23 protein-coding genes and 1 tRNA gene are annotated in these 23,976 nt (G+C 69.2%); 9 read left to right on the forward strand and 15 right to left on the reverse strand.

The features are described from left to right. Nucleotides 1-218 precede the first annotated feature (218 nt). The 5 genes from rho to AB0367_RS33880 all read right to left on the reverse strand — a co-directional run bounded on the left by rho (nt 219) and on the right by AB0367_RS33880 (nt 5,935). Nucleotides 219-2,276 (reverse strand): transcription termination factor Rho, encoded by a 2,058-nt coding sequence (gene rho, locus AB0367_RS33860; protein ID WP_366230569.1) that lies wholly within the window; start codon nt 2,274-2,276, stop codon nt 219-221. A gap of 332 nt (nt 2,277-2,608) precedes the next feature. Beyond that, the gene (gene thrB / locus AB0367_RS33865) at nt 2,609-3,505 is read right to left on the reverse strand and encodes a homoserine kinase (RefSeq protein WP_366230570.1); all 897 of its coding nucleotides are present in this window, start codon (nt 3,503-3,505) and stop codon (nt 2,609-2,611) included. 29 nt (nt 3,506-3,534) lie between these two features. Continuing rightward, the gene (locus tag AB0367_RS33870; RefSeq protein WP_366230571.1) at nt 3,535-3,732 is read right to left on the reverse strand and encodes a hypothetical protein; all 198 of its coding nucleotides are present in this window, start codon (nt 3,730-3,732) and stop codon (nt 3,535-3,537) included. Between the two features lie 2 nt (nt 3,733-3,734). Next, nucleotides 3,735-4,586 carry an SPFH domain-containing protein gene (locus tag AB0367_RS33875; RefSeq protein ID WP_366230572.1) on the reverse strand — a complete coding sequence of 284 codons (852 nt, stop codon included), beginning with the start codon at nt 4,584-4,586 and terminating at the stop codon, nt 3,735-3,737. 131 nt (nt 4,587-4,717) lie between these two features. Continuing rightward, nucleotides 4,718-5,935, reverse strand: coding sequence for an MFS transporter (locus AB0367_RS33880; protein WP_366230573.1), 1,218 nt, complete (start codon nt 5,933-5,935; stop codon nt 4,718-4,720). A gap of 529 nt (nt 5,936-6,464) precedes the next feature. On the opposite strand from AB0367_RS33880, the gene AB0367_RS33885 reads away from it, so the two are divergent. Beyond that, on the forward strand, nt 6,465-6,734 hold the full coding sequence (locus AB0367_RS33885) for a hypothetical protein (protein ID WP_366230574.1): 270 nt from the start codon (nt 6,465-6,467) through the stop codon (nt 6,732-6,734). A 207-nt stretch (nt 6,735-6,941) separates the two neighbouring features. On the opposite strand, the gene thrC is transcribed toward AB0367_RS33885, so the two are convergent. Genes thrC through argS form a run of 4 tightly spaced genes read right to left on the reverse strand, consistent with a single transcriptional unit; the run spans nt 6,942 to nt 12,334 of the window. Further along, entirely contained in the window at nt 6,942-7,991 is a 1,050-nt protein-coding gene (thrC, locus tag AB0367_RS33890) for a threonine synthase (RefSeq protein WP_366230575.1), read from the reverse strand. A gap of 6 nt (nt 7,992-7,997) precedes the next feature. Further along, nucleotides 7,998-9,269, reverse strand: a complete 1,272-nt coding sequence (locus AB0367_RS33895) for a homoserine dehydrogenase (RefSeq protein ID WP_366230638.1) — start codon at nt 9,267-9,269, stop codon at nt 7,998-8,000. 15 nt (nt 9,270-9,284) lie between these two features. Beyond that, a complete protein-coding gene (lysA, locus tag AB0367_RS33900; RefSeq protein ID WP_366230576.1) occupies nt 9,285-10,670 on the reverse strand; it encodes a diaminopimelate decarboxylase in 1,386 nt (461 codons plus the stop codon). A gap of 5 nt (nt 10,671-10,675) precedes the next feature. Continuing rightward, the gene (gene argS / locus AB0367_RS33905) at nt 10,676-12,334 is read right to left on the reverse strand and encodes an arginine--tRNA ligase (RefSeq protein ID WP_366230577.1); all 1,659 of its coding nucleotides are present in this window, start codon (nt 12,332-12,334) and stop codon (nt 10,676-10,678) included. Between the two features lie 193 nt (nt 12,335-12,527). Here argS and AB0367_RS33910 point away from each other — a divergent pair, with 193 nt between their 5' ends. The 5 genes from AB0367_RS33910 (at nt 12,528) to AB0367_RS33930 (ending at nt 16,685) form a co-directional block, all read left to right on the forward strand. Further along, nucleotides 12,528-13,469, forward strand: a complete 942-nt coding sequence (locus AB0367_RS33910; protein ID WP_366230578.1) for a DUF3105 domain-containing protein — start codon at nt 12,528-12,530, stop codon at nt 13,467-13,469. A gap of 47 nt (nt 13,470-13,516) precedes the next feature. Further along, entirely contained in the window at nt 13,517-14,104 is a 588-nt protein-coding gene (locus AB0367_RS33915) for a DUF305 domain-containing protein (RefSeq protein ID WP_366230579.1), read from the forward strand. Between the two features lie 83 nt (nt 14,105-14,187). Further along, nucleotides 14,188-14,262, forward strand: a tRNA-Arg gene (locus tag AB0367_RS33920). A gap of 206 nt (nt 14,263-14,468) precedes the next feature. Further along, nucleotides 14,469-15,443: a hypothetical protein gene (locus AB0367_RS33925; RefSeq protein ID WP_366230580.1), complete on the forward strand. Its 975-nt coding sequence runs from the start codon at nt 14,469-14,471 to the stop codon at nt 15,441-15,443. 645 nt (nt 15,444-16,088) lie between these two features. Continuing rightward, nucleotides 16,089-16,685: a hypothetical protein gene (locus AB0367_RS33930; RefSeq protein WP_366230581.1), complete on the forward strand. Its 597-nt coding sequence runs from the start codon at nt 16,089-16,091 to the stop codon at nt 16,683-16,685. Nucleotides 16,686-17,604: 919 nt separating this feature from the next. Here AB0367_RS33930 and AB0367_RS33935 read toward each other — a convergent pair. From AB0367_RS33935 to AB0367_RS33950, 4 genes are all read right to left on the reverse strand, one after another. After that, entirely contained in the window at nt 17,605-18,315 is a 711-nt protein-coding gene (locus tag AB0367_RS33935) for an alpha/beta family hydrolase (protein ID WP_366230582.1), read from the reverse strand. A gap of 461 nt (nt 18,316-18,776) precedes the next feature. Next, on the reverse strand, nt 18,777-19,154 hold the full coding sequence (locus AB0367_RS33940) for a hypothetical protein (RefSeq protein WP_366230583.1): 378 nt from the start codon (nt 19,152-19,154) through the stop codon (nt 18,777-18,779). Between the two features lie 204 nt (nt 19,155-19,358). Continuing rightward, nucleotides 19,359-19,661, reverse strand: coding sequence for a hypothetical protein (locus AB0367_RS33945; RefSeq protein ID WP_366230584.1), 303 nt, complete (start codon nt 19,659-19,661; stop codon nt 19,359-19,361). 217 nt (nt 19,662-19,878) lie between these two features. After that, nucleotides 19,879-20,847: a class I SAM-dependent methyltransferase gene (locus AB0367_RS33950; protein ID WP_366230585.1), complete on the reverse strand. Its 969-nt coding sequence runs from the start codon at nt 20,845-20,847 to the stop codon at nt 19,879-19,881. 54 nt (nt 20,848-20,901) lie between these two features. On the opposite strand from AB0367_RS33950, the gene AB0367_RS33955 reads away from it, so the two are divergent. Genes AB0367_RS33955 through AB0367_RS33965 form a run of 3 tightly spaced genes read left to right on the forward strand, consistent with a single transcriptional unit; the run spans nt 20,902 to nt 22,676 of the window. Then, nucleotides 20,902-21,432, forward strand: a complete 531-nt coding sequence (locus AB0367_RS33955) for a MarR family transcriptional regulator (protein ID WP_366230586.1) — start codon at nt 20,902-20,904, stop codon at nt 21,430-21,432. Continuing rightward, nucleotides 21,429-21,740 (forward strand): NAD(P)H-dependent oxidoreductase, encoded by a 312-nt coding sequence (locus AB0367_RS33960; RefSeq protein WP_366230587.1) that lies wholly within the window; start codon nt 21,429-21,431, stop codon nt 21,738-21,740. The genes AB0367_RS33955 and AB0367_RS33960 overlap by 4 nt, the downstream gene beginning before the upstream one ends. A gap of 24 nt (nt 21,741-21,764) precedes the next feature. Continuing rightward, entirely contained in the window at nt 21,765-22,676 is a 912-nt protein-coding gene (locus AB0367_RS33965) for an NADP-dependent oxidoreductase (protein ID WP_366230588.1), read from the forward strand. Nucleotides 22,677-22,713: 37 nt separating this feature from the next. On the opposite strand, the gene AB0367_RS33970 is transcribed toward AB0367_RS33965, so the two are convergent. Both AB0367_RS33970 and AB0367_RS33975 read right to left on the reverse strand, forming a co-directional pair. Next, nucleotides 22,714-23,370, reverse strand: coding sequence for a lysophospholipid acyltransferase family protein (locus AB0367_RS33970; protein WP_366230589.1), 657 nt, complete (start codon nt 23,368-23,370; stop codon nt 22,714-22,716). Beyond that, the gene (locus AB0367_RS33975) at nt 23,367-23,945 is read right to left on the reverse strand and encodes a TetR/AcrR family transcriptional regulator (RefSeq protein WP_366230590.1); all 579 of its coding nucleotides are present in this window, start codon (nt 23,943-23,945) and stop codon (nt 23,367-23,369) included. The genes AB0367_RS33970 and AB0367_RS33975 overlap by 4 nt, the downstream gene beginning before the upstream one ends. Between the last annotated feature and the right edge of the window lie 31 nt (nt 23,946-23,976).

Genomic DNA, 23,976 nt, shown 5'->3' on the forward strand with positions numbered 1-23,976 from the left:
CGTTACGAGGCAACGGTCGGGATCGCCTCGATCATCATCTGGCTCCGCGCGAAACCCGACCGCCGTCAACCATGATCCATCAGACAGGCCCTAGTCTGTCCCGGCCCGTTCGAGCCTGTTCCGGCTCGGTCAGGCTTCGGCGGTCGCGGCGGTGCCCTCCAGTGAAACGGCGAACGCCCCCGGGCGGGAGGGCCCAGGGGCGTTCGGCGTCGGATCTCTTAATCGCCCGGTGTGGTCTGGGCGATCTGCATGAGGAACTCGACGTTGGTCCGGGTCTTCTTGAGCTTGTCCAGCAGGAGGTTGAGCGCCTCCTGCGAGTCGAGGGCGTGCAGCACCTTGCGCAGCTTGATGACGATCGCAAGCTCGTCCGGGGCCAGGAGGATCTCCTCCTTGCGGGTGCCGGACGGGTCGATGTCGATCGCCGGGAAGATGCGCCGGTCGGCGATCTTCCGGTCGAGCTTGAGCTCGGCGTTACCGGTGCCCTTGAACTCCTCGAAGATGACCGTGTCGCCCGTGGACCCGGTCTCGACCAGGGCCGTGGCGATGATGGTCAGCGAGCCGCCGTTCTCGATGTTGCGGGCGGCGCCGAGGAAGCGCTTGGGCGGGTACAGCGCCGTCGAGTCGATACCGCCGGACAGGATGCGGCCGGAGGCGGGCGACGCGTTGTTGTAGGCGCGGCCCAGACGCGTGATCGAGTCGAGCAGCACGACCACGTCATGGCCCAGCTCGACCAGGCGCTTGGCCCGCTCGATCGACAGCTCGGCGACCGTGGCGTGGTCCGTCGGCGGCCGGTCGAAGGTCGAGGCGATGACCTCACCCTTCACCGAGCGCTGCATGTCGGTGACCTCTTCGGGCCGCTCGTCGACCAGGACCACCATCAGGTGGCACTCGGGGTTGTTGCGGGTGATCGCGTTCGCGATCGCCTGCAGCACCATGGTCTTGCCGGCCTTCGGCGGCGACACGATGAGCGCGCGCTGGCCCTTGCCGATCGGCATCACCAGGTCGATGACGCGCGTGGTGAGGATGTTCGGCTCGGTCTCCAGCCGCAGGCGGTCCTGCGGGTAGAGCGGGGTCAGCTTGTAGAACTCGGGGCGGCGCTTGGCCTCCTCCGGGTCCATCCCGTTGACCGTGTCGAGCCGCACGAGCGGGTTGTACTTGTCCCGCCGCTGCTCGCCGTCGCGCGGCTGGCGCACCGCGCCGGTGACGGCGTCGCCGCGGCGCAGGCCGTAGCGCTTGACCTGCGACATGGCGACGTAGACGTCGTTGGAGCCGGACAGGTAACCCGTGGTGCGCACGAACGCGTAGTTGTCCAGCACGTCGAGGATGCCGGCCACGGGCACGAGGACGTCGTCCTCGCTGACCTGCGGCTCGTTGCCGCGGCTGCTCCCGGTGGTCTCGGCGCCGTCGCGGTCACGGCCACGGCGGCGGTCGCGGAACCGGCTGCGCCGCCCGCGACGGCCGGTGCCGTCGTCGTCGCCCTCGTCGTCGGCGAAGCCGCCGCGCTGGTTGCGGTCGGTCCGATCGGCACGGTCACCCCGCTCGGCGCGGTCGGCGCCGTTGCGCTCCGCCCGCTCCTGGCGCTCGGCGCGCTCGGTCCGGTCGCCGCGGTCGTTGCGCTCCGTGCGCTCGGCCCGCTCGGCCGCACGCTCGGTCCGCTCCGCACGCTCGGTCCGCTCAGGGCGCTCGGTCCGCTCCGGACGCTCGGTCCGCTCAGGGCGCTCGGCCCGCTCCGCACGCTCCGGGCGCTCGGCACGCTCGGGAGCGCCGCGCTCGGCCCGCTCGGCCGCGCGCTCGGCACGGCTGGGGCGCTCGGCCCGCTCGGCGACGGGCGCCGCGGCGGCCGGCTCGGCAGCCGCGGCTGGAGCGGCGGTCTCCTCGCGGGTGGCTCGCGGCTCCGGCGGACCGGCGGCCCGGGTGGCCCGACGAGGGGTGCGGACCGGCGCTTCGGTGACCTCGGTGGCGGAGGGCCACTCGGCCTCGGGGGTCTCCGCGCGGGCCTCACTCCGCCTGGCCCGCGTGGTCCGGGCGGGCGCGGCCGCGGGGCGCGACTCGCCCGCCTGACGCTCCTGGATGGCGGCGACGAGCTCGCCCTTGCGCATGCGCGCGGTGCCGGAGATGCCCAACGAGGCGGCCATGCTCTGCAACTCGGGCAGCAGCATGCCGGCCAACCCCGTGCCCGAGCGCCGCCGACGCGTCGCGCCGGCCTCGGCGCCGTCGGCCTCAACCGCGGTGCGGTCGGTGGAGACATCCGACGTGACGTCGGTGGTGTCGCTCAATGGATTCCTTCCCTCGTTAGGCCGGGGGCTGCCCGGATACGAGAACGATGGCCGGGTGGCCCACGGGTACTCCCGCCTCGCGCGCGATACGGGAGGTGTTGCAGCGCTGTGCCGGTGGGCGCGGACGCCACCATTTGCGTCACTGGCCCAGCCGTGCGCGCGCGACCACACGAAACGCGGGTTGGCGGCCGGGCGTGTGCAAGGGGTGCCACGGAATTCGGAGCACGCCGCCCCGCATGAGATCGCCGCACTGAGCGGCTGCTGTAAGACTAGAGTAATCAACTCCGTCAGTCAGCGGCAACAGGGTCCCGCTCGGCGTGTTCCAGCGTACCTCATCCCAGGTAACCGCTGACCCGCGCGCCCGTCACATCGACATCCAGCGGCAGAACACGCCAACCCGGCACCGGCCGCGGCGTCCAGCCGCCGGTGCCGAACGCGAGCACGCTGGGGCCCGCGCCGGACACCACGGCGGCCACCCCCTCGCCGCGCAATTGCGCCAGAAGGCTTGCCGTCAACGGCATTCCCGCCGCTCGGTACCCCTGGTGCAGCCGATCCTCCGTCGCCGCGAACAGCAGCCCAGGGTCGCTCGTCAGCGCGTGCACCAGCAGCGCGCAGCGCCCGGCGTTGAAGGCGGCCTCGGCGTGCGGCACGGTCTTGGGCAGCGCCGCGCGCGCCTCCTCGGTCAGCCCGCGCACCTCGGGCACGAAGACCACCGGGCGGACGTCCTCGGCCGGCTCCAGGCGCACGGCGGCGGCCCGCCCGCGCTCGCCCCAGGCGATCGTGAAGCCGCCGAGCAGGCACGGCGCCACGTTGTCGGGGTGGCCCTCGATCTCGTCGGCGAGCGTGAGCGCGGCGGCGTCGTCCATGCGCTCGGCGCCGTCCTGCACGAGCGCGCGCGCCAGCACGATGCCGGCGACGATCGCGGCCGAGGACGAGCCGAGGCCGCGCGCCTGAGGAATGCGGTTGCGGCAACGCAGCGCGAGCCCGGCCGGGTGCTCGCCCAGCCGGTCGAACGCCCGGCGCATCGCCCGCACCACGAGGTGGCTCTCGTCGCCGGGCAGCTCGCCCGCGCCCTCGCCGGTCACCTCGACGTTCACCCCGCCGGTGCTCACGCGCGCCTCGACCTCGTCATAGAGCGTCAGGGCCAGGCCGAGCGCGTCGAAGCCCGGACCGAGGTTGGCGCTGGTGGCGGGCACGCGAACGACGACGGGATCGAGCAGTAGGGCCATGCGGACATCTCACCATGGCACGTGTGCGCTCAGTCTTCGGGATCGACGTCTTCTGACGCCACCCCGTCCCGTCCCCGCCTGACCTCACGCCCGGCCTGGCGCAGGGCGAGGCGCAGCGCGAACTCGATCTGGCCGTTCACGCTGCGCAGGTCGTCGCCGGCCCAGCGCGCGATCGCGTCGTAGACCTGGGGATCGAGCCGCAGGAGCAGCTTCTTGCGCTCGGGCACGGTCAGCCGTACAAGGTGCCGGTGTTCACGACGGGCTGCACGTTGCGGTCCCCGCACAGCACGACCAGCAGGTTGGCCACCATCTGCGCCTTGCGCTCCTCGTCGAGCTCGACCACCTGCAACTCCCCGAGGCGCTCCAGAGCGCTCTGCACCATGCCGACCGCACCCTCGACGATCTTGTACCGCGCGCTGACGATCGCGCTCGCCTGCTGCCGGGCGAGCATCGCCTGGGCGATCTCCGGCGCGTAGGCGAGGTGGGTGATGCGCGACTCGAGCACCTCGACGCCGGCGAGCGCGACCCGCTCCCCCAGCTCGGTGGTCAGCTCCTCGCTCACCACGTTGCCCTCGCGCAGGCTGGCCCGGCCGTCCTCGTGCGACTCGTAGGGGTAGCTCGTGGCGAGATGGCGCACCGCCGCCTCGGCCTGCACGGCGACGTAGGAGATGTGGTCGTCGACGCCGAACGACGCCTTGAACGTGTCGACCACGCGCCAGACGACGACGGCCGCGATCTCGACCGGGTTGCCGTCGGCGTCGGAGACCTTGAGCCGGTCGGTCTCGAAGTTGCGCACCCGCCTCGACAGGCGGCGCTTCGTGCTCAGCGGGACGGTCCAGTGGAAGCCGGCCTCGGAGACGGTGCCGACGTAGCGCCCGAAGAACTGGATGACCCGCGCCTCGTTCGGGTTGACCACGGTGAATCCGCTCAGGATCACGGCGCCGACCACGATCAGCGCGGCGACCGTCGCACCCCCGGGCTCTTCCGCGAGGTTGACACCGGCCGCGACCGCGGCGACCGCGAGGATGACCAGCACGCCGACCATCGCGAACCCGGCGACCCGGAACGCCCGTCGCTCCATGTGACTACTCCTTGGGGGGCTATCGAAGTGATATCACTACGATAGCCGCACCGTGCAAGTCCCTTCCGCCGCGACGCCTCGGTGGCGCACAAGATGACGAGCCGGGCGCCGCGTGCGGAGGTTGCGAGCCATCACTCCTGCGGGGCCGCCGGGGCGGAGCGACGCAGGGTGACCGCGGCCCAGCCGGCCGCGTAGAGCACGGTCACCGCACCCGAGACGGCGACCAGCAGGCGGGGGTCGGTGCGGTCGACGAAGGCGCCGACCGCGAGCTGGCTGGCGGCGATCGACAGGGTGGCGAGCATGAAGTCGGTGGCGAACACGCGGCCGCGCAGGGCGTCGGGGATCTCGGCCTGCAGCACGTAGTTCGACATCATCCAGTTGGTGCCGCCCGCCAGGTGGGCCAGCACCACGCCGGCCAGGACGAGCGGGAGCCAGGTCACCAGGCTGACGCCGATGTAGGCGAGGCCGTAGAGGGTCATCGACAGCGCGAGGCCGGGCAGCAGCCAGGCGCGGCGGGACAGCGCCCGGCGCAGCAGGAGCGGCCCGATCAGGGCGCCCAGGCCGCGGGCGGCGAAGAGCAGGCCGGTGCCCAGCGGGCCGGCGCCCAGCGCGGCGGCCAGGACGGGGAAGACCGTGAGGACGCCGTTGCCGAGGCCGACCGCCGACTTGACGGTCACCAGGGACGCGACGCGGGGGTTTCCGCGGATGTACCGCAATGCCTCGGCGATGGCGGCGAACGGGCGCGACGGCTCGGCGTCGCGCTCGGCCTGCAGCGGCCGGCGGACCCGCCAGACCTGCAGCGCCGACAGCGACACCAGGACGGCGGCGAGCGCGAAGCACGGATAGGGGCCGAACGCCTGCGAGGCGATGCCGCCCAGGGAGGCGCCGATCACGAGCATCGTGCCCCACGCCGAGCCGCTCAGCGCGTTGGCCGCGGAGAGGTCGGCGGCGTCCACGACGTTGGGCAGCGCGGCCTGGGCGGCCGGGGCGAAGAACGCCTTGGCGACGGCGATCGCGCCGACGGCGACGAGCGCCACCCAGGCCGTCGCCGGGGTGCGGACCAGCAGCAGGGCGAGGGCGCAGGCGGCCATGGCGAGGTCCGCGACGATGAGGATGCGGCGGCGGTCGAAGCGGTCGGCGACGGTTCCGGTGTACGGCAGCAGCAGCGCGGTCACGCCGGTGTCGGCGGCCAGGACGAAGGCGCCCCACATGCCGCTCCCGGTCAGGTGGGGCAGCAGCGTGAGCAGCGGGATCATCACGAACCAGTCGGCACCCAGGCCGATCAGGTCCGCGGCGAAGAGGTTGCGGAAGTCCTTGTTGCGGGTAAGGACCGAGAGGGCGGGCGGCACCGGTACACCGTAGTTGCCCCCGAGGCCACGCTTACGCCCGCCCATACTGCCGGAATGCGTCGGTCGGGCGTTTCGTACCGCTACCGCCGACCCCACTCCGATTCGCACCGTGGTCAATTCCCATTGCACGGCGCCAGATCGCCTCGACGCCACGTCCTCGTTCAACTCCGAGCCGGCCGTAGTGATGGAACTGCGGGCCGCGGTGCGCCTGGCGCTGCGGCCGCCGGTCGCGTCAACCGCGCGAACCTGCCCCCGAAACGCACCAATCAGACAATCCGCCGCCCTCTCTGTGATTTCCGTAACTCGCCGAGGATTACGCGATCTGGCTGCGGATCGTGGACGCTCGGCGCCGACTCGTCAGCCGCGTCTGAGCACCATCTGCGGATTCGCACATATCGCGGTGGCACCCCCGATTTCTCCGTATTCCATACGCGTCGGGAGGTCGACGGCCAGCAATTCGGTTGGGGCCGAGTCGCATGAGCAGCACCGTTTCGGGCGCGGGGTCGAGGAGCCGTGAGCGGCGCAGCCCGTGGCGGGCGAGGTGGTCGAGCTTGAGCGGACCGGCTTCAACGCCGCACGCGACGCCGTCCTCGCCGACCAGACCGGCCAAGCCGACCGGCAGCACTTCGGCGGCAAGCGCCGGGCCGGCCTCCTGGTGGACCTCGAGGGCCGCATCCTGCTGCCGGTGTGGGCGGCCGCCGTGGGGTTCCGTCCTCACGTCATCGCGGCGCCGGCCGACCGTGAGGTGTCGAGAACGAGTCGCGGTCCGGGTCGAACCCAGCGCGACCGGGCACGGTGACCCGCCGTGTCCGGTGGCCGGTGCGTCGGGCCCCGGCAGGTGGCGGCGACCGGGACGTGCAGCAGCCCGTCGCCCGAGGCGCCGTGTTCTTGCCCCACGGACATGGCAGGGCCGGGGCGCCCTTCAGGCAGCCCCGGCCCGTTGTCTCGCGGGAGGAACGGTCCGCAGGTGACGCGGACCCGAGCAATCTCGTTCTTGTGCCAGGTCCTATGCCAGGTCGAGCGCCTTGGCGGCGGCCAGGGGGTCGGCGGGGATCGTCGTCGGCGCGGGGGCGGTGGAGATCGCCCACTCCGGGTCCTTCAGGCCGTGGCCGGTGACCGTGCACACGACGGTCTGGCCCGGCTCGATGCGGCCCTGGGCGGAGGCCTGCAGCAGGCCCGCCACGCTCGCCGCGCTGCCCAGCTCCACGAAGACGCCGACCGAGCGGGCCAGCAGGCGATAGGCCTGCAGGATGTCACGGTCGGTGACCGCGTCGATGTGGCCGCCGGACTCGTCGCGGGCGTCGATGGCCTTCGTCCAGCTCGCCGGGTTGCCGATGCGGATGGCGGTGGCGATCGTGCTCGGCTCGCGGACCACCTCGCCGCGCACGATCGGAGCGGCGCCGGAGGCCTGGAAGCCGAACATGCGCGGGCGGCGGGTGGCGTTGCCGGCGGCGTGGTCCTCCTTGTAGCCCATCCAGTACGCCGTGATGTTGCCGGCGTTGCCGACCGGCAGGCAGTGGATGTGCGGAGCGTCGCCGAGGCCCGCGACGATCTCGAAGGCGGCGGTCTTCTGGCCCTCGAGGCGGTCCGGGTTGACGGAGTTGACCAGCGACACCGGGTAGTCCAGCGACAGCTTGCTGGCGAGCGCCAGGCAGTCGTCGAAGTTGCCGGAGACCTGCAGCAGACGCGCGCCGTGCACGAGGGCCTGGGCCAGCTTGCCCAGCGCGATCTTGCCGGTCGGCACGAGGACGGCGCAGGTGATGCCGGCGCGCGCGGCATACGCGGCGGCCGACGCGGACGTGTTGCCCGTCGAGGCGCAGATGATCGCCTTCGCGCCGTTCTCGAGGGCCTTAGAGACCGCGACCGTCATGCCGCGGTCCTTGAAGGAGCCAGTCGGGTTGGCCCCCTCGACCTTGAGGTACACGTCGCAGCCGGTGCGCGCGGAGAGCTCTGGCGCCGGCAGTAGCGGCGTGTTGCCCTCGTGCAGCGTCACGACCGGGGTCTGCGGCCCGACCGGTAAGCGATCCCGGAACTCCTCGATCAAACCCCGCCACATGGCGTTCTACTCCCCTTCGACCCGCAGGACGCTCGCCACGGCGCGAACGATGTCCAGTGCCCGCAGCTCGGCGACGGTCGCGGCCAAGGCGCGATCCGGCGCGGCGTGCGTGACGATGACGAGCACGGCCTGGTTGCCGCGGCCGGACTGATTGACGGTCGCGATGCTGACGCCGTGCCTGGCGAAGACGCCCGCGACGGCGGCGAGCACGCCCGCCTTGTCGGAGACGTCCAGGCTGATGTGGTACCTCGTGAGCACGTCCCCGATCGGCGAGACCGGGAGGTCGGCGTAGGCCGACTCCGACGCGTTGCGCACCCCGGCGAGCCGGTTGCGGGCCACGGCGACGATGTCGCCGAGCACCGCGGAGGCGGTCGGGGCGCCGCCCGCACCGCGGCCGTAGAACATGAGCTGGCCCGCCGCCTCGGCCTCGACGAAGACGGCGTTGAACGCGTCGCCGACGCTCGCGAGCGGGTGCGTGCGCGGGATCATCGCCGGGTGCACGCGCACCGAGACGGCGCCGTTGGCCTTCGACGCGATGCACAGCAGCTTGATCGTGCAGCCCATGGCCTTGGCGCTGGCCACATCCGCCGCGGTGACCTCGGTGATGCCCTGGCGGTGCACGTCGGCGGAGGTGACCCGGCTGTGGAAGGCCATCGAGGCGAGGATCGCGGCCTTGGCGGCGGCGTCGAAGCCCTCCACGTCGGCGGTCGGGTCGGCCTCGGCGTAGCCGAGCGCGGTCGCCTCCTCCAGCGCCTCGGCGAAGCCGGCGCCGGTGGCGTCCATCGAGGACAGGATGAAGTTCGTGGTGCCGTTGACGATGCCGGTGACCCGGGTGATGCGGTCGCCGTGCAGCGAGTCGCGCAGCGGGCGCAGCAGCGGGATGGCGCCGGCGACCGAAGCCTCGTAGTACAGGTCGGCGCCGCAGTCGGCGGCGGCCTTGTGCAGCGTGGCACCGTCCTCGCCGAGCAGCGCCTTGTTGGCGGTGACGACGCTCTTGCCGCCGTGCAGCGCCTCGAGCAGCCAGGTGCGGGCCGGCTCGATGCCGCCGACGACCTCCACGACGACGTCGACGTCCTCGCGCTTGACCAGGCCGAGCGCGTCGGTCGTGAACAGCGCCGGGTCGACGGGCAGGTCACGCGCCTTGCTCAGGCGGCGGACGGCGACGCCCACGAGCTCAAGCGGCGCGCCGATGCGGGCCGTCAGGTCGTGCTCCTGCTCGTGCAGCAGCCGTACGACCTCGGAACCGACGGTCCCGCAGCCCAGCAGCGCTACCTTCACCGATTGCGGCATCTGTCACCCCACGTCCAGTCTGAGCAGGTCGTCCACGGTCTCCCGGCGGACGATGACCCGTGACTCACCGTCGACCACCGCCACGACCGGCGGGCGTGGGACGTGGTTGTAGTTGCTCGCCATGCTGCGGCAATAGGCGCCGGTGCCCGGGACCGCAATAAGATCTCCGGCCTTGACGTCGGCCGGCAGGAATTCATCTTTCACGACGATGTCCCCGGACTCGCAATGTTTTCCCACCACGCGGGCGAGAATCGGCGGTTCGGCGGAGACACGGCCGGCGACCGTCGCGGAGTACGCGGCGTCGTAGAGGGCGGTGCGGATGTTGTCGCTCATGCCGCCGTCGACCGAGACATACGTGCGGATCCCGTCGACGTCCTTGACCGTGCCCACCTCATACAGGGTGAACATCGCCGGCCCGACGATGGCCCGGCCCGGCTCGACGGACAGGTGCGGCACGCTCAGGTGCAGCGCGGCGCACTCCTGCTTGACGATGCGCAGCAGGTCGGCGGCCAGGTCGCGCGGGTCGGCCGGCTCGTCCTGCGTGGTGTACGCGATGCCGAAGCCGCCGCCGAGGTCGAGCTCGGGCAGTTCCCGGCCGTGTACCTCGTAGACGCGCGCCTGCAGCGAGAGCAGGCGCCGCGCGGCCACCTCGAAGCCCGACGCGTCGAAGATCTGCGAGCCGATGTGCGAGTGCAGCCCGCGCAGCTCCAGCACGTCGTCGGCGAGGATCTTGTCGACGGCCTCAGCGGCGGCGCCCCCGGACAGCGAGAAGCCGAACTTCTGGTCCTCGTGCGCGGTGGCGATGAACTCGTGCGTGTGGGCCTCGACACCGACGGTGACGCGGACCATGACCTTCGGCCTGGTGCCGGTGTTGATGGCGATGCGGGTAAGGCGCTCGATCTCGTCGAACGAGTCGACGATGATGCGGCCGACGCCCGCTTCCACGGCCGCGGTCAGCTCCGCGACGGACTTGTTGTTGCCGTGCAGGCCGATGCGCTCCGGCGGCATGCCGCCACGCAGGGCGATGGCCAGCTCGCCGCCGGTGCAGACGTCCAGCGACAGGCCCTCCTCCACCAGGATCCGCACGATCGCGGTGGCGATGAACGCCTTGCCGGCGTAGTAGACCTCGGCGCCGCCGAACGCTTCCTTGAACGTCCGGCACCGGGCTCGGAAGTCCTCCTCATCGAAGACGTACGCCGGTGTGCCGTGCTGGTTTCTGATCTCGTTCACGTCGACGCCGCCGACCTCCAGCGCCCCGCTTGTGCCCCTTCTTACGGTTTTGGGCCACAACATCGGGACCAAGGTGTTGACGTCGTCGGGCGTGCGGAGCCACGACGGGCCGTTCATGCCCAGGTCGGCGTGGAGTGTCCCCGCCTCGTGTGCGCGCATGTTCTCTACATCCGTTCCGGCGCCGAGACGCCGAGCAGGTCCAGACCGTTCACGATGACCTGGCGGGTGGCGTCGTTGAGCCACAGCCGCGCCCGGTTGGTCTCCGTGAACGGCTCGTCACCCATCGGCAGCACGCGGCAGTTGTCGTAGAACCGGTGGTACGCCGCGGCCAGGTCCTCCAGATAGCGTGCCACGCGGTGCGGCTCGCGCAGCTCCGCGGCGGTGGCGACGACCGCCGGGAAGTCGCCGAGCGCCTTGAGAAGATCCAGTTCCTTCTCGTGTACCAACAGGGCCGCATCGTAGCCGTCGCCGCGCTCCAGGCCCAGCTCGGCGGCGTTGCGGGCGACCGAGGCGGTGCGCGCGCCCACGTATTGCACGTAGAAGACCGGGTTGTCGTTCTTCTGCCGGGTGATGACCTCGATGTCCAGGGTCAGCGGCGAGTCCGTGGAGGAGCGGGCCAGGGAGTATCGGGCCGCGTCCACACCGACGGCCTCGATGAGCTCGTCGAGGGTGATCAGCGTGCCGGCCCGCTTGCTCAGCCGCACCGGCTCGCCGCCGCGCAGCAGGCTGACCAGCTGGCCGATGAGCACCTCGATGTTGCGCTGCGGGTCGTCGCCGGCGCAGGCCGCGATCGCACGGAGGCGGCCGATGTATCCGTGGTGGTCGGCGCCCAGCATGTAGATGCAGCGGTCGAAGCCGCGCTCGCGCTTGTTGATGTAGTAGGCGGCGTCGGCGGCGAAGTAGGTCTTCTCGCCGTTGGAGCGGATCAGGACCCGGTCCTTGTCGTCACCGAAGTCCGTGGTGCGCAGCCAGATGGCGCCCTCGGACTCGAAGATGTGGCCCTGCTTGCGCAGCTCGTCGAGGGCGTGCTCGACGGCGCCGCCCTCGTGCAGCGTCTTCTCGGAGAACCAGACGTCGAAGTGGACGCCGAAGCGCTCCAGGCTGTCCCGCATCTCCTTGAGCATGGTCTTGTAGCCCTCCGCGAGGAAGGCTACGCTCTGCTCTTTTTCGGACTTCTGTAGAATGTCCGGGTTTGCGGCGACGATCGCCTTTGCGATGTCTTGGATGTATTCGCCCGGATAGCCGTCGGGCGGGGTCGGCTCGTTGCTGGCGGCGGCCATGACCGACTCGCCGAAGCGGTTCATCTGCACGCCGGCGTCGTTGATGTAGTGCTCGCGGGTGACGTCGGCGCCCGCGGCGGCCAGGATGCGGCCCAGCGCGTCGCCGACCGCGGCCCAGCGGGTGTGGCCGAGGTGCACGGGGCCCGTGGGGTTCGCCGAGACGAACTCCAGGTTGATGTTCTCCTTGGCCAGCGCCTCGCTGTGGCCGTACGTCCGGCCGGCCCGCACGACCAGCCCGGCGAGCTCGCCGGCGGCGGCCGCGGACAGCCGGATGTTCAGGAACCCGGGCCCGGCGATCTCCACGGCATCGATCCCGGGAGTTTCCTGCAAGTTTTTCGCCACCGCGGCGGCCAGCTCCCGCGGGCTCAGCCCGACCTTCTTGCCCAGTTGCAGGGCGATATTGGACGCATAGTCACCATGCTCCGGGTTTCGCGGTCGCTCCACGCTGGTCGTCGCCGGGAGAACGGACGCGTCAAGGTCACGCTCGGTGATGGCCGCGCGGGCGGCGTCGAGGACTGCTACGGCGAGTTCAGCGGGAGTCACCGACAAATGCTATCGGGGGTAGACTCCCGTACTTGGCGGCGGCCCGTTGTGCTGGTCACAATGCGGGACGGCAGGACTTCCCCGAAGGCGGGACCCGCCAGACCAGTTCCCCCGCCGTGACCCCCGACCCGTTGACCAGACGAGGCCCGATGACCGAGCACAACGCTGAGCGTTGCGAGGCGACGAGATGAGCATGAGCACCCAGCACAGTGGCGGCAACCGCAAGCCGTCCACCAAGGCCGTCTCCGGCGCGAAGCCGAAGCAGGGCGGCGACGAGGACGCGGAGCTCGACGCGGAGGTTTTGGACGAGTCGGAAATCTCGGATTCGTCCGACGCCGATTCCCCCGCCGACGAGGAGGCCACCGCCGCTTCGACCAAGCCCAAGGCGAACCCGCGCAAGTCGGCCCCGGCCCGCAAGACCGCTCCCGCCGGCAAGCGCCCGGCCGCGGCGACCCGCCCGGTCGCCAAGAAGATCGCCCCGGTCAAGGTCAAGCAGGGCATGTCGTGGGGCCCGATCGCGCTGTTCGCGACCGTCGGCGTGCTGGCGCTGGGCATCATCGGCTTCGCCGGCTACCAGGTGTATGAGAACGGCCTCGGCTGGCGTGACCGCGCCGACCAGATCGACGGCGTCCAGGACTACTACAAGATCGACAAGGCCATGGTCGGCCAGCGTGACCACGTGTGGGGCCCGCAGACGTACAAGCTGAGCCCGCCGGTCGCCGGCAACCACAACCAAAACTGGCAGCGCTGCCTCGGCGACGTGTATCCGGCAGCGATCGCGAACGAGCACGCACTGCACAGCCTGGAGCACGGCGCCGTCTGGATCACGTACAACCCGAGCCTGTCCGCCGACCAGGTGGAGAAGCTCGCCAAGCGGGTCCGCGGCAACGACTTCATGCTGATGAGCCCGTATCCCACCTTGGACAAGCCGATCTCGCTGCAGGCGTGGGGCTTCCAGCTCAAGGTCGACAACGCCGACGACAAGCGCATCGACGAGTTCATCAAGGCGCTGCGCGTGAACGCCAGCCTCGAGGCCGGCACCCCCTGCTCCAACGGCAGCATCATCACCGAGACGGGCACGACCCCGCGCGACCTCGGGAAGGACACCCCGGCCGGCAACACGATGGGCAAATAGCCATCGTGTTCGCGCAACTTTCACGGCGAGCACGCCTGAGCGCAGGCGTGCTCGCCGCCGTCCTCCTCCTGGTGACCGGCACCGCCATCGGTTACCTGATCCCGATGCTGCGCACCCCCGGCGACGACTCGGTCGACGCCGGCTTCGCCCGCGACATGAGCGTCCACCACGCCCAGGCCGTGGAGATGGCCATGTTCGCGTACCGCCTCGGCTCGACGGACGACATCCGCAACCTGGGGTATGACATCGCGGCGAGCCAGCAGTGGCAGATCGGCCAGATGCAAACCTGGCTGACGCAGTGGAACCTCTCCCCTACGTCCAGCAACCGCGCCATGGCCTGGATGCCGTCGGGCATGAACACCCTCCAGCCGGACGGCCGCATGCCGGGCATGGCCTCCGACGCCGACCTCAAGAAGCTGAAGTCGTCGACGGGCAAGGACTTCGACATCCTGTGGTGCCAGCTGATGCTGCGCCACCACCTGGGCGGCATCCACATGGCCGAGATCGCCGAGAAGGACGCCAAGACCGGAGAGGTCCGCGACGCCGCCGAGAGGATGCGCGTCTCCCAGACGTACGACGTCTCCGCACTGACCGAACACCTGAAGGACCTGGGCGCCCAGCCCTTGTCCTCGTGAGCCCACCTCCCCGCTTCATCCGCCACGGGGGAACCGGCGAGCGGGGCGGGGAGGGGCTCTGCTACTCTGTTCGAGGTCGCAAGGCCCCCGTAGCTCAGGGGATAGAGCACCGCCCTCCGGAGGCGGGAGCGCAGGTTCGAATCCTGCCGGGGGCACCACCCTTGATCAGCCGAAACGAAGCCCTGGACCAGCGGAGACGCTGACCAGGGCTTCGTTGTTGTATCCGGCCGGCACCGGCTGTCGCCGTCCATGATCGGCCGTCCGTCCCCAATACGTTCCCAAGTTCCGGCGGCCCGGGAACCGCCAACACGCGCGCGCCGGCCAGTGCCCACCTTGCTCGCGTCGGTTGGCTACGGTCGTCGGCATGACCACGCCCACAATCCCCATTCCTTGGACGACACCGGTTGGCGCGATGCTGACCCGGGAAGAGCGAATGCAGCAGTACGGCGGTGGCAGATACGGCGGCATCGAGCCGGCACCGGCAAGCGCTAACGTGTTCGTCTACTCGGACCCCTCACGCGGTGCGGCATACGGATACAGCTTCGACGGGTGGGATCCAGATAACGAGATCTTCCTATATACGGGTGAGGGCCGCATCGGCGACCAGGTTATGAAGGAGGGTAATAAGGCCATCTTCAACCAACGCACGGATGGGCGCACGCTTCGCGTCTTCGTGGCCGATGGCACTATCCCAGGCACCAATACCCGCCGTCATCGATACCTGGGCGAATTTCGGGTTGACGAGCAGGTCCCGTATACCGAAGAAATCGCGTCCGACGTCAACGGTGACGATCGAAAGGTTTTCGTCTTCCGCCTCCGCCCTGCGAGCGACGACTACCTTGTGCGGCCCACGGACCGCAGCGACTTGAGCGACGAAACCGCGCAGAGCGAGGCTGAGTTGGTACCGTTGGAGGGGAGCATCGACGACGTCTACACGGTTCCTGCAGTGTCCCCGCGCATCGCTCAGAAACGGGAGCGACAGCTGGTGGAGGCGTACAAGGAGTTTCTCAAGGCCCAAGGCCACGATGCCGAAAGCCGCTGGAGACTTAAACTGTCGAACCAGCTGGTTCCAATGCATACCGATGTGTACGACAAGACAGGAAATGAGCTCTACGAAGCAAAGGGAACCGCCACCCGCAACGATGTCCGGATGGCAATCGGTCAGCTGCTCGACTACCGTCGGCACATCTCAACGAACCCAAAGCTCACCGTCCTACTGCCAGAACGCCCATCGGCCGATGTAACAGCGCTCATCCATAGCGTCGGTTTCTCGTGTGTCTATCAGTATGCACCTGGCGTGTTCGGGCGTCGCGATCCCTCCGACGAAGGCGAGCCGTAGCCCAGAGCCTCATGGATCCGTTTCTGGAGGAGAGCCATTCCACCGTAAAGACATTTGGCATAGATGTGCAGCAGAACCTCAACGGATTGGCCCGCCCATTCGGCAACCTGAGTGGACGGCACTCCCCCGTTGAGTAACGTCGACACGGAAGCGTTACGAAGGTCGTACGGACGCTTCGCGAGCGGCGAGGCTAGGACGTCGCCTCCCATCTTTCAGGGACGTAAATCACCAACCTGCAACCCGCCCACGAGCCGATGTCGCAGTTCACGATCGATATCGTTGCAGCTCAACCTTGTATGACATGCGATCATGACGTGCAGGTGTGTCGCTAGCCGGGGGCACGTCACAGAACCGCAAAAGCGCAACGCGATCGGCCAATCACTGATCGTAGAAGCCAGTTTCGTGTTCGAGTAGACGATCGAGGATGCCCCGGCCGTTCGGCCGGGGCATCCTCGCGTGGACCCGATGTACGGTGCCGAACCCACCCGGATCGCAGCATATCCATGCATCGGATCAAGCCAAGGATGAACGAGGCCGGATGGGCACGAACACTGCCCTGCGAAAGCGTGTCACCTCCGCCTACCTCGGTGCCTCACGCTCGAAGCCCTACACCGCGACGATGACGGTGGGTGACACGATGGAGCGATGCTCTGGCCGGTGCTGCTCAACACTCATCCCCGGGAGCCATGGTGGTCACTGGGCGAGCGGGTCACGACCCGGCTGAGATGGCTTGACGACCCGGAGCTGCCCGACGATCTGGTATTGCGCCAGGTCGTCGTGCGGGCCAGCAGGTTGCTCGACTTTGACGGCCGGCCTTGGGCGCAGCTCATCGAGGCCGGCGACCTGCGCGCGGTCCGGGAAGCCGATCACCTGGGCGGCGACGTCGCGCTCGACGGATGCCTAGGCTTCGACGCGTACCTGCGGCTCATCGGCGAGTTGCCCGTCACGGTGGGCATCGTCCGGCGGGTCCGGGTTGTGCTCGACCGGTATGACCGGGGTATTGACGGGTGGACCCGCCGCCCCGAGCACGTGCGCCTGACGGACGTGCCCGATACCCGCCCCGAACGCCTGCGCGGCGACCCCTCCGTCGTCGAGCCGCTGACCGATGAGCGACCTGAACTCGGCACCATGCAGTTCGTCAGCCCCGAGCAGTACTTCCAAATGAGCCGCGACCGCCTGCCTACACAGCAGTGGCAGGCACGCGGCTTCCTCGTTGACCTCGACGTCACCGACCCGTCTTGAGCGCCACGCATCGGCAACCGCGTGTGCCCGAGGATCCATTGCGTGTGAGCGCGGCCTCACCCGGCGGAGCGAACGAAACGAATCCAACGGCAACTCCAGTCGTCGTCGTCGCCGATGACCGGGGGTCCATAGTGCTCCGTTTCGGGTGCGTACCGTCCCCGCGTACCTTCATGCGATCCGCAGGCGACCTGATATCTGCCCGGTCGTACCCGCAGCAGCGTGCCGACGCCGTGCATGTGGTCCAGGTTGAGTTTCACGGGCGGATCCTGCTCGGCCAGGGCATGAAGTGCCGCAGCCGCCTCGGCCGCCGTCGCGAACGGGCCGACCTCGGCGACGCCGACCGGCGCCCATACGACCAGCAACGCGACCGCTTCGCAGGACCTGGTCGGCTACCGGCGTTTCCTTGTCTCGCGCAGTCGGGCAGGGCGGTGTATCGGTGCGGGGCGTCAGTGTTGGACACCCACGAACGCATGACGAGAAAGCTATCGTCGTCCGAGGTCGCAACCTCGGCAACGCCCGGACCGTCCATCTCCCATACAAGACCGGTGTGCCCATCGTTCACACCGAAGAGGTCACTGGTTCGATCCCAGTATCGCCCACCGCAGCTCAAGGGTCGTTTCCGACGATCGGAAACGGCCCTTGATTCGTTCAGGGGGTCTAACTATTGCCCCACCCGGCGCGCGCCACGAAGAGCCCCGTGGGCGTGCGGTGCTGCTGCGCTGCCGGTGGTGTCGGCGGCGGTTGGAGTCGTGCTGGTCGCACGGCCGCCCGGCGTAGCGCTGTCAGCACGGTCACACCAGTGCCAGACCGGACCGGGCGGGCGCCGACGCAACCTCCACGTGCGCGAGGACCGGCTGGTCGAAGCGCTCCAGGGCCCTACCCGGCGATCACGATTCGTTTGTTGGCCGGCGGGTGCTGGCTACTTTCCGGAGGCCAGGCCCGGGGGCATCGGCGTGCGCAGGCGGTCGTGGCCGTCAGCAAGCGCCGCGGCGATCGGAGGCGCGAACGGGCGGAAGCCGAGCGTGCCGAGCACGAAGTCGACAGTGACCGCCCAGCAGTCGGGGGTGTGGCGCAACAGGTAGTGCCCGTCGCCGACGACCTCGAACCGGAGCAGGTCGGGCACGACGGTGCGGGCCCGCTGGGCGTACGCCAGCGAGCGGCGAGCGGACGCCCCGCCGCGGTCCCGGTCCCCGTGCAGGATCAGTACCTTTCGGCCGGCGAGATGCTCCACCGGGTCACCCTCGGGCAGCCAGGGTGCGACGCCGACCACGCCGGTCACCTGGGCGTGACCGGCCACCCAGAACGCTGCCCGGCCGCCCAGCGAGTTGCCGACGAGCACGACCGGGACATCGCCATAGGTGTCGGCGATGCGGGCCAGGGCCCACTCGGCGTCGACGGCGGTGTCCGCCCGGTGCCGATTCCAGCCCCGGTACCGGTAGCGCAACAGGTGCACCGCCAACCCGTGCGGCGCGCCCTGCTCGGCCAGGTCGCAGCAGAGATCACGCAGCGCGATGTCGACGAACGTCCAGTACCGTCCACGGCTACACACGGCCCCGCCGGGCAGGACGAGCACGGCCGCGCGGGCTGATGACAGCGCGTGAAACGGAACCAGGTCGGCCGAACGCACCATGCTCACACCGTAGCGTTTAACCCGGTCGATGTCGTCGAGCGGGGCGGACTACAGGAGATGCCGCAGGCGGCACCCGACAACCTGTGCCGCTCGGGTCCACGAGATCAGGCTGAACCAAGCTGAGGGCGCTAACAGGGGTCACAGTAGCGAACAGCCACGTACGTTCGTGAACGTTTGCGGACCTAGAACCGTTACGCAGCAACGGATTTCGGCTGTTCCGGGCCGGACGTCATGGTGTTCACACCGAAGAGGTCACTGGTTCGATCCCAGTATCGCCCACCGCAGCCAAGGGCCGTTTCCGGTAATCGGAAACAGCCCTCGATCCGTTCAGGGGGTCTAGCTATTGCCCCACCCAGCGGGCGCCGCGAAGAGCCCGTCCACCGCTCCGGCTGTGCATCAGGACTGGGCGCAGTTGGTGGCGGTAGACCTTCTCAGCTACGTGCAGCACCCGTGCCCGGCGCTCAGCTGGTGACGCGGCCCTCGGGCGTGTCCACGACGAAGCATTCCGCAGACAGGATCTCCAGCAGGCTAGCCCGGACCAGGGAGAGCTTCTCGGCCGGCAGGTCGAGGCGTACCCGGTAGTCACACGGAAACCCCAGCTTGGCTGCTGCCCGACGGTCCAACTCCAGCGACAGCACCTGCCCGATGAGCGTCCAGGCGCACACCGCCCCGGTCGCCACCTCACCAGCGCTGTTGATCACCTCGTCTGCGTCGCCCCAGATGCTGCCATAGCGCAGACGGATCATCATGACGTGCAACCCGTTCGCGGACAGGATCAGCGTGGAGCTGTCGTCGGTCTCCCGGACGTCGGCCCGGTCGACGCCGGGTACGCTATCCACGGCGGCGACTGTAGCAACGAGTCTCACACGCTGACGAGCAGATTCCGCCAGCGGAAACGAAGTCACTACAAGCAGCGGAACGAGCCTGCTACCCGTGTACAAGCGCTACATGCCGCTGCCGTATTGGCTCCAAGAGCCAGGACAAGAGCAACGGGCCGGAAGTCTCCGCCGGACCGCGCACGCAGCGCGTCCGAACATCGATGATCACCCTATTTTTCCAGCCGTCTCGCTGGGGCTATCAGGGGGGTCACGGCTGCGCACAGCCATGTGCACCGGCGAACCCTCGCGGACCTGGAACCGTTGCGGCACAACGGGTTTCAGCAGGTCTGGCGTGGACGCCACGGCGTTCACACCGAAGCGCACGAGGCCAGCCTCGAACTCTTCGTCGTCGGAGGCGTAGAGGACCGCGTTGGCGCGGCTGAGGTCGCACGCGGGGTCGAGTTCGTAGTCCGGGGACAGGACAGCGCCGCCCCAGGCGGCGAAGGCGTCGACATCGCAGACGAGCACCGGCCCACCCTCGCATCCGCCCCTGGCGAGCCAGACATACCTTGACTGCGAATCCGCACCAGAGTTGACCATCGTGCCAACGTATACAAGACCGTTTCGCCTGGCCAGAAAGCGCCGTCAACAGATGCACGATCGGACGCGCGAGCACGACTGGTGGTACGACCGCAGTCCGGCCAGGCAGGGTCGCTCTTTCATCGGCTGCCCACCGCGGTTGAATTTAGATCAGGTCAACCGGCACAGGAGCAGTGCGGCGGCCGATGAGCAAACGGAACGTGATTGGGTCTCCCGACATGTCGAGGCGATGCGTGAAGGACGAAGCCTGCAGCAATTCGAGGTATCCGCCCGCCGTCATTGCGCGGAAAGCAAATGAAAACGGGTCGACACTATCCGGGTCCAGCCAACGTTCGTGCACTGTCATGACCAGAAGCGCCTCGCCAGTCAGCGCGTTCAAGGCTCGAATCAAGGCACCCGGGGGAACATGACCACCGCCAAGCGCACCAACACACGCCAGAACCTCGAACTGTCCCTCGGCTAATTGGTCGATCACGGCCGGTGCGGCGACCTCGAGGTCGGCGACGAGATAGTCCTCATATACGCCGGGCCGGTCGCGCATGCAGGCATCGCGGGCCTCGGCGAGATTGTCCAATCCGACGACAGCGGAGACCCCCGCGGCGCGTAATAGCTCGCCGACGAGACCTACGCCAGCACCCAGGTCGAGGACGCGTAACGTCGCCATGGCTCGGCCGAGTTCTGCCGTAGCAGCGACCGCGCCATCAACTGCGACGGTTGGCGAACGGCACTGCAAAAGGTCTTGCACGACCCGTTCATACAAACCGGGAACGGCGTAGATACGTGCATAGTCGTGCAGATGTATCAGCTCGCGGTGTCCGTCTCGCACTAAAACGAAGCTTTCGTCCCGGGATGATGCCCCCTCGGGGAGCTCGACGGTCCAGGGCGTCCCATCCACAGTATCCTCGATCATCTTCGCCGGCCTCCGATCCCCGTAACTCCGCTGCAGCTGGGTGTCAAGGATAAAGGCGCCGCCCGCGGCGACGCCGCGCACAGTCGTGTCGAGCAGCGCGGCGACCGCGTCGAGCAGGACGATCCCGGCGATACGCAGCAGCGCCGAGTCGAGCCGGTCGTTGATCGGCTGGATGCCGGCGGACCCGCCAGATTTCGTTGGCATGCCAGCATGCATGCTATGTTGTTGGCATGCCAACAACATAGCGGAGATGAGATCATGACCACGGAACCCGGCGCGGTCAGCAGTCAGCCGCCGCACGTCGGCGTCAGCGTGGCCGAGGCGCCGGTGAGCTCGCTCATGCTGCAGCTCGTACGAGCCCATGCCACGATCGCGACCGCGATGCTGCAGCGGATCGACCTGGTCGCCCCGCAGGAGCTGGTCCTGCTGTTCCTGCAGGAGCATGGGCGCACACCGCAGTCGGAGATCGTCTACTTCCTCGGCCGCGATCGGTCCACCGTCACCAACACCCTGCAGGCGATGGAGCGCGCCGATCTGATCACGCGCACCTCGTCGCAGACCGACAAGCGGACGATGATCGTCAGCCTGTCGAGCAAGGGCCGGCGGCTGTGCCCACGTATCCGCGAGATCTGGTCCGAACTGGAGCGGATGGCGTTCGGCGGACTCACCGCCCAGCAGCGTGCTGACCTTGCCCAACTGTTCACCGACATCCGTCAGGGGCTGCCGCCAGCCGGCGGACCCTACTCGGCCTCGCCGGCCTCAGACGATCCGGAGAAGACGAGACGATGAGCGACATCGCGCTGCAGTTGGTGGTCATCATCGCGAGCAGAGCCAAGCCGGTCGGGTTCGTCCCCTACGGCGGCCTCGCCGGCGGGCTGCGCGCGGTCGAGCAGCTCCGGCAGGTCTTCGCCGAGCTGTACGCAGTCGGCATCCGCGACACCGTCAGCTTCCGCATGGCCCACGACCAGTTCAACAGCGACGGAAGGCTCCGTGACCCGGACGCCGCCAACATCGCCGCGGCCACACTGCTGCGCCAGCTCGCCTGGTGGGCGAGGGCGTTGTGCGCCGCCCGCGCAGCACAGCCCTATCCAGCCTGACCGGAACAATCCAGGAGCGGTCCCATGGCCATCGCGATCGTCTTCGCCGAATACGGCGACCCGCAAGTCCTGCGCCCGATCGACATCGAGCCGCCCACTGCCGCAGCTGGCCAGGTCCGCATCCAGGTCAAGGCCGCCGGCGTCAACCCGGTCGACGTCAAACTCCGCCGTGGCGACTTCGCCGCCGTCATGCCCGTCGAACTCCCGTCCCGCATCGGCAACGAGTACGCCGGAATCATCGACCAGGTCGGCGACGAGGTGACCGGCTTCGCGGTCGGCGACCACGTCCTCGGGTCGGCGACCGGCCAGTGCTACGCCGAATACGTCGTCGCCGACGCCGTGGACGTGGTAGCCAAACCCGCCGGGATGCCGTGGACCGTTGCTGCCGGCCTGCCCGCCGTCGGCCAGACCGCGCACACGGCGCTGCGACAAATCGCCGTCCGCGCCGGCGACACCGTGCTGATCCACGCCGCCGCTGGCGGAGTCGGCACCATCGCCACGCAACTGGCCCGCCTCTGGGGCGCCACCGTCATCGGCACCGCCAGCGAGCGCAACCACGACTATCTCCGCTCGCTCGGCGCTACACCAGTCGTCTACGGAGACGGCCTCGTCGAACGGGTCCACGCACTCGCGCCGGCGGGAGTCGACGCCGCGCTCGATGCCATCGGCGGCGAAGCGATCGCCGTATCCCTCGCGCTCGTGGCGGACCATGACCGAATTGGCACCCTCGTTGATGCCGAAGCCGCCAAAACGCACGGGATTCAACGCGTCGGAGGTCGATCGACCGTGGCGCTGCGCGAGCTGGTCACGCTGTACGAGCACGGCAGCCTACAGCTACCGATCCACGCGACGTTTCCTCTGACCGAAGCCCACCACGCGCATCACGAGGTCCAGACCGGACACGTCCGCGGCAAAGTCGTCCTGACTATGCCGTGACCTATCACTCGCACGACTCCGCGTGGAGCGCCTTGGGTCATGTTCGGGCGTAGCGCGGGACGTACTCCTGGGCGGTAAGGGCGTGGATCGTGCCCATCAGGGCGTCAGTGAGCCGGCGGATGTCCGCTGGCGCCTCGATATGCACCGGGAAGGCGGGAGCGAAGGTGATGCTGATCGGATGCTGCCGGGGAAATCGCACGCCGGGTGGGCGCAGGCGGTCTGTGCCTCGAATGCCGACCGGGATGATGGGGACGTCGGTCTGGTGGGCGAGGCGCACTGCGCCGGTGCGGCCGCGGTAGAGGCGGCCGTCGGGAGAACGGGTGCCCTCGGGGAAGACGGCTACCAGGCCGCCGGAGCGAAGTACGGGTACGGCGGCCTCGAACGCCGAAAGGGCTGCCCGGCCGCCGCCGCGCTCGACCGGGATGGCGCCCATGCCGGTGACGATCCGCCGGGTGAGGCTGCCGCGGAGCCCGGGAGAGCGGAAGTATTCGGCCTTGGCCCAGAAGGCGATGTGCCGGGGCGTCAGGATTCCCAGGAACAACTGGTCGGCGACCGACAGGTGATTGGCGGCCAGTATGGCGCCGCCGGTCTCGGGAAGGTGATCAAGGCCGGTGACGGTGGGGTGCCAGGAGTGTTTCAGGTATCGACCGACGGTGTGCTGGGCCAGCGCGTAGAGGGGTGGGGTGCGGGTCATGCGGCGGGTCCGAGGTGGGCCTTGAGGGTGGCGTCGAGCAACGCGCTTGGATCGGTGGCGTCGGTCGCCAGGGGAAGGCTGCCCCAGGTCCACAGTTGAGTGATGCCGTGCAGGTTGGCCCATAGTGTTCCTGCGACGATCCGGGCCGGCGGTTCTGGTTCGGGCCGGGCCTGGGCGACCAGGTCGGTGAGGAGCCGAAAGAGCGGCAGGCTGGCGTCACGCAGTCCCAAGTGGCCGCTCTCCAGCAGGTCGTGACGGAGCATAAGCTCGTACCGGCCGCGGCGGGTGGCGGCGAAGTCCAGGTAGACGCGGGCCAACGTGGCGATCTGGGCGCGCGGGTCGCCGGGGGCCCCGGCCAGGGCGGCAGTCACTCGGGTGGTGAGCTCGGTGAACCCGTCGCGGGCGATGGCCGACAGCAGCTCCAGGTGGGTGGGAAAGTAGCGGCGCGGCGCGCCGTGCGAGACACCGGCGCGTCGGGCGATTTCTCGTAGTGACAGCCGGGATGGCTCCTCGTGGTCGAGTAGCTCGCCGCCGACGCGGATAAGGCGCTCGCGTAGACCCTCGTCAGCCCGCATAGACAGTGTCTACCAGGACGCAGTAGACACT

The sequence above is a fragment of the Dactylosporangium sp. NPDC051484 genome, assembly GCF_040689395.1.
GTDB lineage: Bacteria > Actinomycetota > Actinomycetes > Mycobacteriales > Micromonosporaceae > Dactylosporangium.

Excerpts from the sequence above, each read along its gene's own strand:
- thrB (WP_366230570.1), bottom strand. The coding sequence starts at position 3,505 with ATGGCCCTACTGCTCGATCCCGTCGTCGTTCGCGTGCCCGCCACCAGC.
- AB0367_RS33875 (WP_366230572.1), bottom strand. The coding sequence starts at position 4,586 with ATGGAGCGACGGGCGTTCCGGGTCGCCGGGTTCGCGATGGTCGGCGTG.
- thrC (WP_366230575.1), bottom strand. The coding sequence starts at position 7,991 with ATGTGGCGGGGTTTGATCGAGGAGTTCCGGGATCGCTTACCGGTCGGG.
- lysA (WP_366230576.1), bottom strand. The coding sequence starts at position 10,670 with ATGCGCGCACACGAGGCGGGGACACTCCACGCCGACCTGGGCATGAAC.
- AB0367_RS33910 (WP_366230578.1), top strand. The coding sequence starts at position 12,528 with ATGAGCACCCAGCACAGTGGCGGCAACCGCAAGCCGTCCACCAAGGCC.
- AB0367_RS33925 (WP_366230580.1), top strand. The coding sequence starts at position 14,469 with ATGACCACGCCCACAATCCCCATTCCTTGGACGACACCGGTTGGCGCG.
- AB0367_RS33930 (WP_366230581.1), top strand. The coding sequence starts at position 16,089 with ATGCTCTGGCCGGTGCTGCTCAACACTCATCCCCGGGAGCCATGGTGG.
- AB0367_RS33935 (WP_366230582.1), bottom strand. The coding sequence starts at position 18,315 with ATGGTGCGTTCGGCCGACCTGGTTCCGTTTCACGCGCTGTCATCAGCC.
- AB0367_RS33950 (WP_366230585.1), bottom strand. The coding sequence starts at position 20,847 with ATGCCAACGAAATCTGGCGGGTCCGCCGGCATCCAGCCGATCAACGAC.
- AB0367_RS33955 (WP_366230586.1), top strand. The coding sequence starts at position 20,902 with ATGACCACGGAACCCGGCGCGGTCAGCAGTCAGCCGCCGCACGTCGGC.
- AB0367_RS33960 (WP_366230587.1), top strand. The coding sequence starts at position 21,429 with ATGAGCGACATCGCGCTGCAGTTGGTGGTCATCATCGCGAGCAGAGCC.
- AB0367_RS33965 (WP_366230588.1), top strand. The coding sequence starts at position 21,765 with ATGGCCATCGCGATCGTCTTCGCCGAATACGGCGACCCGCAAGTCCTG.
- AB0367_RS33970 (WP_366230589.1), bottom strand. The coding sequence starts at position 23,370 with ATGACCCGCACCCCACCCCTCTACGCGCTGGCCCAGCACACCGTCGGT.
- AB0367_RS33975 (WP_366230590.1), bottom strand. The coding sequence starts at position 23,945 with ATGCGGGCTGACGAGGGTCTACGCGAGCGCCTTATCCGCGTCGGCGGC.